This window comes from Amycolatopsis sp. NPDC114505, assembly GCF_055633615.1.
In genome coordinates this window covers 654,965-668,398 of the sequence record NZ_JBVKDV010000005.1, presented here as the reverse complement: position 1 = coordinate 668,398, position 13,434 = coordinate 654,965, and the positions used below count along the sequence as shown (strand labels likewise).

Below are 13,434 nucleotides of genomic sequence, written 5' to 3'. Positions count from 1 at the left end.
ACGTCTGCGACGCCGCCCACAACCGGTTACCTCCATGCGGAGGACCAGGCCCCCCTCAGGTACTATCGATTCAGACCGCACCGGCGGCGTGGATGAGTTGGTGTCCGTCGCCTCCAGAGCCACCGAATGGCTCGCGGTGATCGCAATCCACCGTAATTCCCAAAAGCGGCGCGCAGTGTCGGAAAGTGCAAGACACAGTGTGCCGGGGTCCGTCCCTGTGAACGCCCACCGCACACCATCTTGCCCTGCCTGCGCGCGGGGAGCCCGGGCCTCCTTGTGACGAACCACGTCCGAGAGGCATTTGTGACAGTCACGTTCAACTCTGGTCCTTCCTCGACGTCCGCGCACGCGGACCGTCCCGACCGTCGGCCGCGTCAGCGCCCCGCCGGTGGGGACATGCTGCGCGATGACGCTGTCGAGACCGTCGCGACCAGGACCTTCGCCGAGCTGGGCCTGCCGGAGCCGCTGCTCCGCGCGCTGGCCGACGCCGGCATCACCAGCCCGTTCCCGATCCAGTCCGCCACCATCCCGGACGCCCTCGCCGGCCGCGACGTGCTGGGCCGCGCCCAGACCGGCTCCGGCAAGACCCTCGCCTTCGGCCTGGCCATGCTGGCCCGGCTCGCCGACGGCAAGGCCCGCCCGAAGCGCCCCCGCGCGCTGATCCTCGTCCCGACCCGTGAGCTGGCCATGCAGGTGGCCGACTCGCTCACCCCGCTGGCCAAGTCCCTCGGCCTGTGGTGCCGCACGGCCGTCGGCGGCATGGCCTTCGCCCGTCAGGCCGACGCGCTCTCCCGTGGCGTCGACCTGCTGATCGCCACCCCGGGCCGGCTGTCGGACCACGTCCGGCAGGGCACCGCGCACCTGGGCGACTGCAACTTCATCGCCCTCGACGAGGCCGACCAGATGGCGGACATGGGCTTCATGCCGCAGGTCCGCGAGATCATGGACCTCACCCCTCCGGGCGGCCAGCGGCTGCTGTTCTCCGCGACCCTCGACGGTGACGTCAACCGCCTGGTCCGGCAGTACCTGAGCGACCCCGTCACGCACTCGGTCGCGCCGTCGACCGCGAGCGTCGACACCATGGACCACCACGTGCTCCAGGTGTCGCACCAGGACAAGCAGGACATCATCACGCAGATCGGCGCCCGCGAGGGCCGCACGATCATGTTCGTGCGGACCAAGCACCACGTCGACCGCCTCACCGAGCGCCTGCGCGAGCAGGGCGTGAACGCGCAGGCCCTGCACGGCGGCAAGACGCAGGGGCAGCGCAACCGCGTCCTCGCGGACTTCAAGGAAGGCCACTCGCCGGTGCTCGTCGCCACGGACGTCGCGGCGCGCGGCATCCACGTCGACGACATCTCGCTGGTGCTGCACGTCGACCCGGCGGCCGACCACAAGGACTACCTGCACCGCGCGGGCCGCACGGCGCGCGCCGGGGCGTCCGGTGTCGTCGTCACGCTGGTCACCAACGACCAGCGCCGCATGGTCAAGCGGATGACCGACCGGGCCGGCGTGCGCGCCGAGTCCACGATGGTCCGTCCGGGTGACGAGGCGCTGTCCCGCATCACCGGTGCCCAGGAGCCCAGCGGCGAGCCGGTCATCGAGCGCCGGCGCGAGAACCCGCGTCGCGGCGGTGGCGGCGGCTTCCGCGGTGACCGCGGCGGCTACGGCCGTGGTGGCGACCGCGGCGGTTACCGTGGCGGCGACCGTGACCGTGGCGGCGACCGCGGCAGCTACGGCGGCGACCGTGGTGACCGCGGGGGCGACCGCGGCGGGTACCACCAGGGCTCCCGTGAGGGTGCCGGCAACCGTGAAGGCCGTCCCGCCGGCTTCGGCGGCCGCAGCCGTCAGCCCCGCTCGGGCAACGGCGGTGGCTACGGCCGCCCGAGCCGTGGCCCGCGTCGCGGCTACGACAGCTGATTCGTTTCTTCGGAAGCCCCGGACCCCGGTCCGGGGCTTCCGGCGTTTCCGGGCCCGCTTCCCGGCCGCGCGAAGCCCGGATGGGAGACTGCGGGACGTGACTACGCCGCCGACGCTCCCGCCCGACGAGGTTTTCGACTGGCTCGACACCGAGGCGCAGACGCGGGCGAACGCGGGGCTCGTGCGGCAGCTGCGGCCGCGTCCCGCGAAGGCGGACGAGCTCGACCTGGCCGGCAACGACTACCTCGGGCTGGCCCGCGACAAGCGGGTCGCCGGGGCCGCCGCGGCCGCCGCGCTGCGCTGGGGCGCCGGGTCGACCGGGTCACGGCTGGTGACCGGGTCGACCGAGCTGCACACCGAGCTGGAGCTGGAGCTCGCCCGGTTCTGCGGCGTGCAGGCGGCGCTGGTGTTCTCCTCCGGCTTCGCCGCGAACCTCGGGGCCGTGACGGCGCTGTCGGGGTCCGAGTCCGCGATCGTCACCGACAAGTACATCCACGCGTCGCTGATCGAGGGCTGCCGGCTCTCGCGGGCCGACGTCGCCGCGGTGGCGCACTCGACTCCGTCGGCGATCAAGAACGCGCTGGCGACCCGCCGGAAGCCGCGGGCGCTGGTCGTCACCGACTCGGTGTTCTCGGTCGACGGCGACCTCGCCCCGCTCGGCGAGCTAGCCGGGATCTGCCGCGAGCACGGCGCGGCGCTGCTCGTCGACGACGCGCACGGGTTCGGCATCCTGGGCGAGGGCGGCCGCGGCGCGGTCCACGCGGCCGGGCTGTCGGGCGCGCCCGACGTCGTCACGACGTTGACGCTGTCGAAGTCCCTCGGCGCCCAGGGCGGGGCGGTGCTGGGGCCGCGTCGCGTGATCAAGCACCTGGTGGACACGGCTCGCAGCTTCATCTTCGACACCGCGCTGGCGCCCGCGAGCGCCGCCGCCGCCTTGGCCGCGCTGCACGCGCTGAAGGAAGAGCCGGGGATGGCGGAGAAGGTGCTGGAGAACGCCGGCAACCTGGCGATGTCGTTGAAGGCGGCCGGTCTGAAGGCGAGCATGCCGGACGCCGCCGTGATCTCGGTTCAGGCGCCGTCCGCGGAGACGGCCGTCGCGTGGGCGGCGGCGTGCGCCGAGCAGGGCATCCGGGTCGGGTGCTTCCGGCCGCCGTCGGTGCCGGACGGGATCTCGCGCCTGCGGCTGACCGCCCGCGCCGACCTCACGGAGTCCGATGTGGACCGCGCGGTGAAGGTGATCACGGCGACGGCTCCGCGCGGCGCGACCGGCTGAGCCGTACCCGGACGGACGACACGCGTACCCAGGCGGACGACACGCGTACCTGGATGGACGACACGTGTGATCAGCGCGGGAGGCGGCGCATGCGGATGTGCGGGATTCCGTCTTCGTCCGTGTACTCCGCGCCTTCCGCGACGAAGCCGTAGCGCGCGTAGAAACCCTGGACGTACGTTTGCGCGTCCAAGACGTACTCGCCCGGGGTGAGCAGGGCCGCGTCCATCAACTGCGCGGCCAAGCCCTGGCCTCGGGCGGCGGCCGCCGTCACCACCCGGCCGATGCGGCGGACGCCACCGGGGTCGGCGAGCACCCTCAGGTACGACGTGACGCCGCTGGAGTCCGAGAACCACAGGTGGCGGGTGTCCGGCCGCAGGTCACGGCCGTCCAGCTCCGGGTACGCGGCCTTTTGCTCCACTACGAACACGTCCACGCGCAGGCGGAGGATGTCGTGCAGCTGGGCGGCGGTCAGTTCGGGCCCGGTCGCGTCGTGCAGGGTCGGCATGCCCACTGCTTACCACGCTCAGAAGAGGCGGGGCTCGGCCTGGGCCTCGATGTCGTCGGTGTAGGCCGAGACGCGCGTGTAGACGCCCGGCTTGCCCGCCTTGCCGCAGCCGTCGCCGAAGGACACGATCCCGATCAGCGTGTCGCCCACGACGAGCGGGCCGCCGGAGTCGCCCTGGCAGGCGTCGATGCCGCCTTCGGTGTAGCCCGCGCAGACCATGGTCTTCTGGTCGTACACGGAGTAGTCGGAGCGGCAGGCGCTGTCGGACACCAGCGGGACCTGGGCGCTGCGCAGGTAGTCGGACCGGTCGCCGCCGTCGGCGACGCGGCCCCAGCCGAGCACCGTCGCCTTCGTGCCTTCGCGGTACGACGCGGCGTCACCGCTGCCGGGCAGCTTTGCGGGCCGGTAGCCGAGCTGGCCGCGGACGGTCATGACCGCGATGTCGTCGCCCTGCGTCGGATCGTTGTAGCCCTTGCTGATCCAGACCTTCGACACGCCGAGGACGTCACCGTCGTCGGTGCGCTTGTCCTCCCGGCCGGCCACCACGCGGACGTCCGACTTCGCGACCGCCTTGGCGCAGTGCGCCGCCGTCGCGACGGCCGTCGAGCTGACGATCACCGCGCCGCAGAACTGGTTGCCGCTCGCGTCGGTCAGGTACACCGCGTACGGGTGGTCCGAAAGCGAGGCCTTGTCACCGCCCACGATCCGCGGCTGGTTGGCGGACGCCGGGTCCGCCGACGCCGTGCCGACGACCACCGGGACGGCCACCGCGGCGACCGCGAGGAGCGCGCCGCTCGCGAGCAACAGGGATCGGCGGGACTTCACGGACATGGGTCGTTCCCCTCTTCTTTTAAATCAACACGAGCTAACAGCACGAGACAGAGCGCTCGGCACCCGGATGACTCCGGTGCGTGAAGGAGCGGCGCTCAATACCCTAATCGGAGTGGGCCCGAAACGGTGTCACTGAAACGGGTGGACTCCGCGCTCACCGAACGCTTCTGCCAAGCTGATTAGATGCGACGGACAGCGATGGCGGCTTGGGGGGCACTCATGGCCCTCACGCTGGCCGCCTGCACGTCGGAAGGCCCGCAGACCCCGCAGCCGGTGGCCGCGACGCCGTCCTCGACCGCGGTGGCCAAACCCCCCGCCCCGGTGACATCGGCACCGCAGGCGGCGGCGAGCGCGCCCGCCGTCACCTGGCAGGTGGGTGCCCGCGCGCTCCCCCGCCGCCCGGACGGGTTCGGCGAGATCGAGCCGACGCCACCCGAACTGGTGAACCGGGCACTTCCGACAAAAGACATCCTCCCGCCGCCGGCCGGCGGCGAGTACGCGTCGACGATCAGCGCCGTGCCCGCCGACGTCCTCGCGCGCAGCACCTGGCAGGCCGCCTGCCCGGTCAAACCGGCCGACCTGCGCTACCTGACGATGTCGTTCTGGGGGTTCGACGGCCGCGCGCACACCGGCGAGATGCTGGTGAACGCGAAGGGCGCCACCGGGATCACCAAGGTCTTCGGGCAGCTCTTCGCGGCGCACTTCCCCCTGGAGGAGATGCGCGTGACCACCCCCGCCGAGCTGGTCGCGCCGCCGACCGGCGACGGCAACAGCACCAGCGCGTTCGTCTGCCGCCCGGCACGCGGGCAGACCAGCTGGTCAGCGCACGCGTACGGGCTCGCGGTGGACGTCAACCCGTTCTGCAACCCCTACACCCAGGGCCCGCTCGTGCTCCCCGAGCTGGCCTCGGCCTACCTCGACCGCGCGAACCGACGGCCGGGGATGGTCCTGGCGGGCGACGCGACCGTGCGCGCGTTCGCGGCGATCGGGTGGAGCTGGGGCGGTGCCTGGACCAGCCCGAAGGACCGGATGCACTTCACCGGCAACGGCCACTGAGCACGTAATACGACGTTAAGCACACGCGGGAACACGCGCCTCACGCAGGCGGTTGGCTAGGGTGAATCGACCGGAACCGACCCCGCGGAGGATGCAGTGCCCCACTACGACCTGGTGATCGTCGGGACGGGATCGGGGAACTCCATCCTCGGCCCGGACTTCGCCGGCAAGAAGACGGCGATCGTCGAGAAGGGCACCTTCGGCGGCACCTGCCTGAACGTCGGCTGCATCCCGACGAAGATGTTCGTGTACGCCGCCGACGTCGCGTACACGCCTTCGCACAGCGCTAAGTACGGCGTCGACGAAGAGCTGAAGGGCGTGCGCTGGCGCGACATCCGCGACCGGATCTTCGGCCGGATCGACCCGATCGCCGCGGGCGGCGCGGAGTACCGCCGCAGCCACGAGGACAACAAGAACGTCGACGTCTACGAGGGCACCGGCCGCTTCACCGGGCACAAGGAGCTGCGCGTCAGCTTCCCCGACGGCCGTACCGACGAAGTGCTGACCGCCGACAAGTTCGTGCTCGCCGCGGGCGGGCGCCCGGTCATCCCGGACATCCCCGGCCTGAGCGACATCGACTACCACACGTCCGACACGGTCATGCGGCTCGACGAACTGCCCGAACGCATCGTCATCCTCGGCGGCGGGTACATCGCAGCCGAGTTCGCACACGTCTTCGCGTCGTTCGGCGTGCGGGTGACGCTGGTCAACCGGTCCGGACGGCTGCTGCGCTCGGAGGACGAGGACGTCAGCACGCGGTTCACCGAGCTGGCTTCGGAACGCTTCGACGTCCGCCTGGAGCGCAAGACCGTCCGGGCCCGCAAGACCGACAGCGGCGTCGCGCTGGACCTCGAGGGCCCGAAGGGCGCCGAGACCGTCGAAGCGGACCTGCTGCTGATCGCCACCGGCCGGAAACCGAACTCGGACCTCCTCGACGTCGCCGCCACCGGAGTGACCACAAAGGACAGTGGACACGTCGTCGTCGACGACTACCAGGAGACCGTGGTCGAGGGCATCTACGCGCTCGGCGACCTCTCCTCGCCGCACGAGCTGAAGCACGTCGCGAACCACGAATCCCGCGTGGTGCAGCACAACCTGCTGCACCCGGGCGAGCGGATCAAGGCCGACCACCGGTTCGTGCCGCACGCGGTGTTCACCCACCCGCAGGTCGCCTCCGTCGGGCTCACCGAGCAGAAGGCGCGCGACAAGGGCGTCTCGTACGTGACTTCGAAGCAGGACTACGCCGGGATCGCGTACGGCTGGGCGATGGAGGACACGACGGGCTTCGCGAAGCTCCTGGCCGACCCGGCGACCGGGCAGCTGCTCGGCGCGCACATCATCGGCCCGCAGGCGTCGTCGGTCATCCAGCCGCTGATCCAGGCGATGAGCTTCGGCCTGGACGCGCGCTCGATGGCACGCGGGCAGTACTGGATCCACCCGGCGATGCCGGAGCTGATCGAGAACGCCCTGCTCAACCTGCCGCTGGACTGAGTCACCGCGGGCCGGGCGGGGTGACCGCCCGGCCCGCGGGAGTCCCTAGAGCGTGATCGACCAGGTGTCGAGGGTCCCGGTGTCGCCGGGCCCGTAGTCGGTCACGCGCAGCTGCCACCGGCCGCCCGCCGGAGCGGTTGCCGGGACGGTGAACGTGCGAGTGCCGTTCCACGCCGTGCACGTGCTGCCGCCGCTGTACTTGAGCGCGTACGCCCGGCTGTTCGGGTCGAGGAGCGTGACACCGAGGTCTTCGGCACAGGTGTGCCGCAGCGTGACCGCGACGGAAAGCGGTGTCGCCGCCTGGCCGGTCAGTGTGGACGTGATCGGGCTGAACACCTGCTGGTAGTCGAGGATCGGGTAGTCCGTGCCGTTGGTGAGAGTCCGGCCGCCGCCACCGGCCTGCGTGTGCGCGGCGACGGCCGCGCTCGCGGGAGACGCGTTCCCCGCGGCGTCGCGCGCCTTGACCGTGAAGGTGTACGCGGTGTCCGGCGAGAGCCCGCTGACCGTGGCGGTGGTGCCCGCGACGCTCGTGGCGAGCGCGGAGCCGTTGTAGACGTCGTACGCGGTGGCGTCGCCGGTCGACGCGTCCCAGGCGAGGGACACGCTGGTGGCCGTCGAGCCGGTGACGCGCGGGTTGGCGGGCGCGCTCGGCGGGGTTGTGTCGCCGCTGCCGGTCACCAGCGTGAGCTGCCACTTGGTCAGCGCCTCGATAACCGGCTGGAACAGGGACATGTCGCCGTCACTCGGGTTGTCCACGCACTGCGACGGGCCGCCGTCGTGCAGGCCGGTGGCCTTGTCGCCGAGCAGCCAGCCGCCGCCGGAGTCGCCGCCGAGGGAACACGCCGTCGTCCAGGTCAGGTCGTCGATGACCAGGCCGCCGCCGTAGTCGACGGACTTATGCGTGTACTTCACCTCGCCGCACTTCCAGTGCGAGGTGTTGCCGGAGTGGCAGACGCGGTCGCCCACCATCGCCTCGGCCGCGCCGGCCAGCGTGACCGCCGGCTCGCCCCAGGTGTTGACCGACGCGGACAGGTTCCAGCCCGCCTCCGTCACCGCGACGACACCCATGTCGCCTTCGCGGGCGTTGACGCTGTGGGTGCCGCCGACGTTCGACGTGCCGACCTTGTTCTGCTGGCCCGAAGCGCCGTACGCGGCTTGGTCGCGGTCGTTCGTGCAGTGGCCCGCGGTCAGGAAGTGCTTGGCACCGGCCGAATCCGTCACCGGAAAGCCGACCGAGCAGTTGCTCTCGCTGCCCGGCCACCACGGGTTACCGGTCTGGATCGTGCCGGACTGCTGCCGCGGCGACGTCGCGGTCTCGGTGATCCGGACGCCGAGATCCCTTGCGCGCGAGAGGAAACTCTCGGTCGCCGCGGTCTTCTTCGTCGCATCGACGTCGACGCCGACCTCGTTGCCACGGACGTCGACGCCCCAGCCGTACACCCCCGGCACGCCCTTCCCGACCAGCTCCCGGACGGCCGTGTCGGTCCGGTCCAGGTCGGCCTGGCTCCGCGCCACGACTTGGGCTGCCGCGCCCGCGGCCCGGGCTTGGTCGGCCGCCGTGGCGGTGGTGACGGCGACGGTCAGCTTCCCGGTGGCCGCGTCGAACCACTGCCCGGCCGAGGACGCCCGCACCGCGGCGGGCAGGGCCGCGGCGACGCGGTGGGCCTGGTCCTGGGCGTCGAGCTGGGCCCGGGCCTGGTCCGCGGTGAGCCCGAACGCCGCGGCGACGCCCGCCACCTCGGCGTCCGGGTGGCCCGGGGCCGCTTCGGCGGGCACCAGGCCCAGGCCGAGCGCGGCCAAAGCGGCCACCCCCGTGACGGAAACGATTCTGCGCATCGGTTTCTCCTCGGATCGGCGAGTGGAGTGCGCAGACCGTAAAACGGGTGGATAACCGATTTGAAGATCCGGAAGTCCTTAACAGTTAACTGGCGGGCCAATCCCATTCGAAGCCGTACCGGCCGGGGCCGAAGTTCAGCGCGACCCCGTGCACCGCACCGGATTCCGGGACGACGTCGACCTCTTCGCCCGGCTCCGCGAACCGGCGGCACACCGGCGGAACCGCCTCGGGCGAGAAGCGGATTTCGAGCACGTATTCGCGGACCGGGAGCCGGAACTTGCGTTCGTAGTTCGTCGCGACCGGGTGCGGCGCTTTGTTGACGAGCGTGTGCTCGGTGAGCACCGTTTCGCCGCGCCGTAGCGGCCTGTCGAAGAGCAGCTCGACGACGAGGAGGCCGTCTCCCGGCCGGAGCACCCGGCGCCCCGGGTGGCAGCCGCGCAGGTCGCGCAGCTCCGGCAGCGGCCGGTCGTGCTCGTCGAGGTGCAGGATCACCACCCACCGGTCCGGGCCGTCGGCTTCGGCCCGCAGCACCTGCCGCGACCGGATTTCCAGCTCCTCACGGCCGGGGCCGACGACGACCACGTCGTGCTGACTGAGCCGGGTCAGCCGCTCGTCCCACCGTGTGTCCACATCGGACACCGCGGCGTCGATGCGCCGGCCGTCCGGCCAGAACCGCCCGATCTCCGCGTGCGCGGACCGGCGCACGCGCGGCGGCCCGAGCAAGGCGACCAGAGCGCCTTCCGGGACCTCGAGGACGGCTTCGAGCTGACGCAGCCCGCGCACCGAGTCCCGTCGTTCGGGGCGGCTGCGGCCGGACTGCCAGTAGCTGAGCGTCGCCGTCGTCACCGTGACACCGCGGGTGCGCAGGTGTTCGCGCAGCCGGTCGAGGCTCAGGCCGCGGGCGCGGATGGCCGCGCGCAGGGCGGCGTCGAACGGGCCCACGCGCAGCAGCGTCCCGAGGTCCGGCGACGGCGCGACCATCCGGTGATCTTAAGCGGCCGGCGCCTGGACGAACGGCATTAACTGTTAAGTGTCAGACGAACCTGCGGCGGCCGGCGAGCGCGCCGAACACCATCTGGACGAGCAGCAGGCCCAGCAGCATCGCCAGCGGCACCTGCCAGCCGTGCGCGAGGTCGTGCAGCAGGCCGAACAGGAACGGGCCCAGCGCCGCGAAGAGGTAGCCGAAGCCCTGCGCCATGCCGGAGAGCCGGGCGGTGTCCGCGCCGGTCCGGGCGCGCAGCGCGATCACCGTCAGGGCGAGGGAGAACACGCTCATCCCGAGTCCGATCAGCAGGCTCCACAGCAGCGGCGACCACGACGGCGCCAGCATCAGACCGGTCGTGCCGGCGATGCAGAACACCCCGAGCAGGATGATCCACGCGCCCTGCCCGCGCTGGCGGGCGGCCATCGGGGCGACGAACAGGCTGATCGGCACCGCGATCAGCGAGACCAGGCCGAACAGCAGACCGGCCTCGTCGCGCGGGACGCCGGCGTCCATCAGCACCTGCGGGAACCAGCCCATCGCCGCGTAGGCGTAGAACGCCTGCAGGCCGAAGAAGGCCGTGACGATCCAGGCGAGCCGGTTGCGCACCAGCGAGCGGCCGGCGGCGTCGGCGTCGGCGGGCCGGGGCGTCCGGCCGGTGCCGCGGGCTGCGAGAATCCAGGCCACCAGCGCGACGACGGCCACCACCGCCCAGCTTCCCAGCGCCGGGCGCCAGCCGCCGAAGGCGTCCCCGAGCTGCGGGGTCACCGCCGAGCCGAGCGCGCCGCCGCCCTGCAGGGCGGCGGTGTAGACGCCGGTCATGACGCCGATGCGAGCCGGGAAGGAGTCCTTGATGACCACCGGGATGAGCACGTTGATCAGGGCGATCCCGGCGGTGGCGACGAGCGTCCCGCCGAGCACCACGGCCGGGCCGTCGACCACGCGCAGGACCAGCCCGGCCGCGATCGTGGCCAGCGCGAGCGCGATCGCGGAGCCGATCCCGGTGCGGCGGGCGAGCAGCGGCGCGGCGAGCCCGGCGCCGGCGAAGCAGAGCGTCGGCAACGTCGTGAGCACGCCCGCCCAGACTCCCGAGGTGCCCAGGTCCGCGCGCATTTCTTCGAGCATCGGCCCGACCCCGGTGATCGCCGGGCGCAGGTTGAGGGCGGTGAGCACCACCGCGACCGCTAGCAGCGCGCCGGCGGCGACCACGCCCGGTGTCCGGACCTCGATGGCGCCGTCCAGCTCGGGTTCCAGGGCGGATTCACGGTGTTCGACGGACATGACCGCTACTATCGCATACGTAGGATGATTGGATGAAGGGATAACTCCTGTGCCTCTGGCCACCACCCGGCGGGCCGGCCTGGTCGACCAGGTCATCGAGCAGCTGCGCACCGCTGTCGCGGAGGGCGAATGGCCCCTCGGCGAGCGCATCCCGACCGAAGTCGAGCTCGGCGAACAGCTCGGCGTCGGGCGCAACACCATCCGCGAAGCCGTGCGCGCGCTCGCGCACACGGGCCTGCTCGAAGTCCGCCAGGGCGACGGCACCTACGTGCGCGCCACCAGCGAGGTGTCCGGCGCGATCCGCCGCCTCTGCGGCGACGAGCTGCGCGAGGTCCTGCAGGTCCGGCGCACCCTCGAAGCCGAAGGCGCCCGCCTCGCCGCGTTGTCGCGCACCGAGGAGGAGGTCGCCGAGCTGTGGTCGCTGCTGGCCCGCCGCGAGGTCGAGCTGCGCGAACGGCGCTGGGAGGACTTCGCGCGCACCGACGCCGAGTTCCACACGGCCGTCGTGCGCGCCGGGCACAACGGACTGCTCACCGAGCTCCACCGCGGGCTGACCGAGGTCATCACGGCGAGCGTCGCGGCGACGTCGAGCATCACGCCGGGCGTCGAGCACGTGCCGGAGATCGGCCACGAAGGTCTCGCCGAGGCCATCGCCCGGCGCGATCCCGACCGCGCGGCCGCCGAGGCCTGCGGCTTCCTGGACGAGCTCCTGGAGCGCGTCGAACGCTCCTGACCTGGACTTTCGGACCTGATGGCACCACTTCCGACCCTTAAGGGTGCCAATTCAGGGTTGTTGTGGTGCCACAGCGGTGCCACAGTAATGCCATGGACCTGACGCCCTTCGTGGACGAACTCCGCCGGGAGCTCGCGGTCGCCGCCGAAGCGGCGGGCGAGGAAGCCGTCGCCCTGGCCGAGCGGCTCACCGCGCCGCTCGAATCGGCGATCCGGCTCACCCTGCTCGACGCGCTTTCGGCCGCCACCGACGAGATCACCCGCGACCTCGCACCCGGCTCCGTCGAAGTACGCCTTCGCCGCCGCGACGCCGAGTTCGCCGTCTCCCTGCCCACCACACCCGAACCGGCGCCCGCCGAGGCGCCGCCGCCCCCGCCCGAGCCCGATGACGGCGCCGTCGCGCGGATCAACCTGCGCCTGCCCGAGCAGCTCAAGCAGCGCGTCGAAGAAGCCGCCGGCCGGGACCGGATCTCCATCAACGCCTGGCTGGTCCGGGCCGCGACCAGCGCACTCGGCCCGGGCCGGGCCCAGCCGCCTCCGCGGCGGTCGGCCTTCGGCGAGAAGTACACCGGCTGGGTTCAGTAACCCCCTTTTCTTCGTTCCCTTCACGTCTCCGACCTGCGGAGACGTCACCCGAGCACCCCAGGAGGGCGCAGCCATGCCTGTTTTCCCCACTCCCGAACCGATCACGGCCACGATCGACGTGAGCGTCGCGGACGTCCGGATCGTCGCCGGCGAGCGTGCGGAGACCACGGTCGAGGTCACCCCGGCCGACCCGGCCGACAACGAGGACGTCAAGGCCGTCGCCCGGACCCGCGTCGAGTTCGCCCACGGCGAGCTGCTGGTCAAGGGCCCGAAGTACGTCACCAAGCTCTGGGGCAAGGCCGGCGCCCTGCACATCACGGTCGAGCTGCCGGCGGGCTCGCGGATCCAGGGCACCGCCGCGATGGGCGACTTCCGCGTCGGCGGCCGCATCGGGGACAGCCGGGTCAAGACGTCCGTCGGCGACATCCACCTCGACGAGTCCGCCCGGCTCGAGGCGAGCACCGCCACCGGCGACGTCACCGTCGACCGCGCCACCGGGCACGCCGAGGTCCACACCGGTTCCGGCGAGCTGCGGATCCGCGAGATCGACGGCACCGCCGTGCTGAAGAACTCCAACGGCGAAACCCGCGTCGGCGAGGTGACCGGCGACCTGCGCGTCAACACCGCCAACGGCGACATCCTCGTCGACCTCGCCCACGCGGCCGTGCACGCCAAGACCGCCTCCGGCGACATCCGGGTCGGCGAGGTCATCCGCGACCGCGTCGTCCTCGAAACCGCCGTCGGCGAGATCGAGGTCGGCATCCGCGAGGGCAGCGCCGCGTGGCTCGAGCTCAACTCCCTGACCGGCACCGTGCGCAACACGCTCAGCGCCACCGACGGACCCGGTGGCAGCACCGAGACCGTCGAGGTCAAGGCCCACACCTACACCGGCGACATCGTCATCCGCCGCGCCTGAAGACTCCGCACACACGAAGGGGAAG

12 protein-coding genes are annotated in these 13,434 nt (G+C 72.1%); 7 read left to right on the top strand and 5 right to left on the bottom strand.

All coding sequences use genetic code 11. The features are described 5' to 3' along the window. The first annotated feature begins 303 nt into the window (after positions 1-303). A complete protein-coding gene (locus tag ACZ7OU_RS46075) occupies positions 304-1,920 on the top strand; it encodes a DEAD/DEAH box helicase (protein WP_470244840.1) in 1,617 nt (538 codons plus the stop codon). 97 nt (positions 1,921-2,017) lie between these two features. Further along, entirely contained in the window at positions 2,018-3,193 is a 1,176-nt protein-coding gene (locus ACZ7OU_RS46070) for an 8-amino-7-oxononanoate synthase (protein WP_470244841.1), read from the top strand. A gap of 70 nt (positions 3,194-3,263) precedes the next feature. Here ACZ7OU_RS46070 and ACZ7OU_RS46065 read toward each other — a convergent pair whose 3' ends face one another. Next, entirely contained in the window at positions 3,264-3,698 is a 435-nt protein-coding gene (locus ACZ7OU_RS46065) for a GNAT family N-acetyltransferase (protein WP_470260099.1), read from the bottom strand. Between the two features lie 18 nt (positions 3,699-3,716). Beyond that, a complete protein-coding gene (locus ACZ7OU_RS46060; protein WP_470260098.1) occupies positions 3,717-4,529 on the bottom strand; it encodes a S1 family peptidase in 813 nt (270 codons plus the stop codon). A gap of 219 nt (positions 4,530-4,748) precedes the next feature. Here ACZ7OU_RS46060 and ACZ7OU_RS46055 point away from each other — a divergent pair, with 219 nt between their 5' ends. Together ACZ7OU_RS46055 and ACZ7OU_RS46050 are read left to right on the top strand one after the other, a co-directional pair. Next, complete coding sequence (locus ACZ7OU_RS46055; protein WP_470260097.1) at positions 4,749-5,585, top strand: M15 family metallopeptidase; 837 nt, start codon at positions 4,749-4,751, stop codon at positions 5,583-5,585. Between the two features lie 96 nt (positions 5,586-5,681). Then, positions 5,682-7,076, top strand: a complete 1,395-nt coding sequence (locus ACZ7OU_RS46050; protein WP_470260096.1) for a mycothione reductase — start codon at positions 5,682-5,684, stop codon at positions 7,074-7,076. 45 nt (positions 7,077-7,121) lie between these two features. On the opposite strand, the gene ACZ7OU_RS46045 is transcribed toward ACZ7OU_RS46050, so the two are convergent. The 3 genes from ACZ7OU_RS46045 to ACZ7OU_RS46035 form a co-directional block, all read right to left on the bottom strand. Beyond that, positions 7,122-8,912: a fibronectin type III domain-containing protein gene (locus ACZ7OU_RS46045; RefSeq protein WP_470260095.1), complete on the bottom strand. Its 1,791-nt coding sequence runs from the start codon at positions 8,910-8,912 to the stop codon at positions 7,122-7,124. 85 nt (positions 8,913-8,997) lie between these two features. After that, positions 8,998-9,894 carry an XRE family transcriptional regulator gene (locus tag ACZ7OU_RS46040; protein WP_470260094.1) on the bottom strand — a complete coding sequence of 299 codons (897 nt, stop codon included), beginning with the start codon at positions 9,892-9,894 and terminating at the stop codon, positions 8,998-9,000. A gap of 52 nt (positions 9,895-9,946) precedes the next feature. Beyond that, positions 9,947-11,176, bottom strand: a complete 1,230-nt coding sequence (locus ACZ7OU_RS46035) for a CynX/NimT family MFS transporter (protein ID WP_470260093.1) — start codon at positions 11,174-11,176, stop codon at positions 9,947-9,949. Positions 11,177-11,225: 49 nt separating this feature from the next. On the opposite strand from ACZ7OU_RS46035, the gene ACZ7OU_RS46030 reads away from it, so the two are divergent. The 3 genes from ACZ7OU_RS46030 (at position 11,226) to ACZ7OU_RS46020 (ending at position 13,409) form a co-directional block, all read left to right on the top strand. Then, positions 11,226-11,909 (top strand): FadR/GntR family transcriptional regulator, encoded by a 684-nt coding sequence (locus ACZ7OU_RS46030; RefSeq protein WP_470260092.1) that lies wholly within the window; start codon positions 11,226-11,228, stop codon positions 11,907-11,909. Between the two features lie 92 nt (positions 11,910-12,001). Continuing rightward, positions 12,002-12,493: a toxin-antitoxin system HicB family antitoxin gene (locus ACZ7OU_RS46025; protein ID WP_470260091.1), complete on the top strand. Its 492-nt coding sequence runs from the start codon at positions 12,002-12,004 to the stop codon at positions 12,491-12,493. Between the two features lie 73 nt (positions 12,494-12,566). Further along, positions 12,567-13,409: a DUF4097 family beta strand repeat-containing protein gene (locus ACZ7OU_RS46020; RefSeq protein WP_470260090.1), complete on the top strand. Its 843-nt coding sequence runs from the start codon at positions 12,567-12,569 to the stop codon at positions 13,407-13,409. Positions 13,410-13,434 lie beyond the last annotated feature (25 nt).

Bases quoted from the DNA above. Each gene is read 5' to 3' on its own strand.
- ACZ7OU_RS46065 (WP_470260099.1), bottom strand. From the start codon at position 3,698: ATGCCGACCCTGCACGACGCGACCGGGCCCGAACTGACCGCCGCCCAG.
- ACZ7OU_RS46060 (WP_470260098.1), bottom strand. From the start codon at position 4,529: ATGTCCGTGAAGTCCCGCCGATCCCTGTTGCTCGCGAGCGGCGCGCTC.
- ACZ7OU_RS46055 (WP_470260097.1), top strand. From the start codon at position 4,749: ATGGCCCTCACGCTGGCCGCCTGCACGTCGGAAGGCCCGCAGACCCCG.
- ACZ7OU_RS46045 (WP_470260095.1), bottom strand. From the start codon at position 8,912: ATGCGCAGAATCGTTTCCGTCACGGGGGTGGCCGCTTTGGCCGCGCTC.
- ACZ7OU_RS46040 (WP_470260094.1), bottom strand. From the start codon at position 9,894: ATGGTCGCGCCGTCGCCGGACCTCGGGACGCTGCTGCGCGTGGGCCCG.
- ACZ7OU_RS46035 (WP_470260093.1), bottom strand. From the start codon at position 11,176: ATGTCCGTCGAACACCGTGAATCCGCCCTGGAACCCGAGCTGGACGGC.
- ACZ7OU_RS46025 (WP_470260091.1), top strand. From the start codon at position 12,002: ATGGACCTGACGCCCTTCGTGGACGAACTCCGCCGGGAGCTCGCGGTC.
- ACZ7OU_RS46020 (WP_470260090.1), top strand. From the start codon at position 12,567: ATGCCTGTTTTCCCCACTCCCGAACCGATCACGGCCACGATCGACGTG.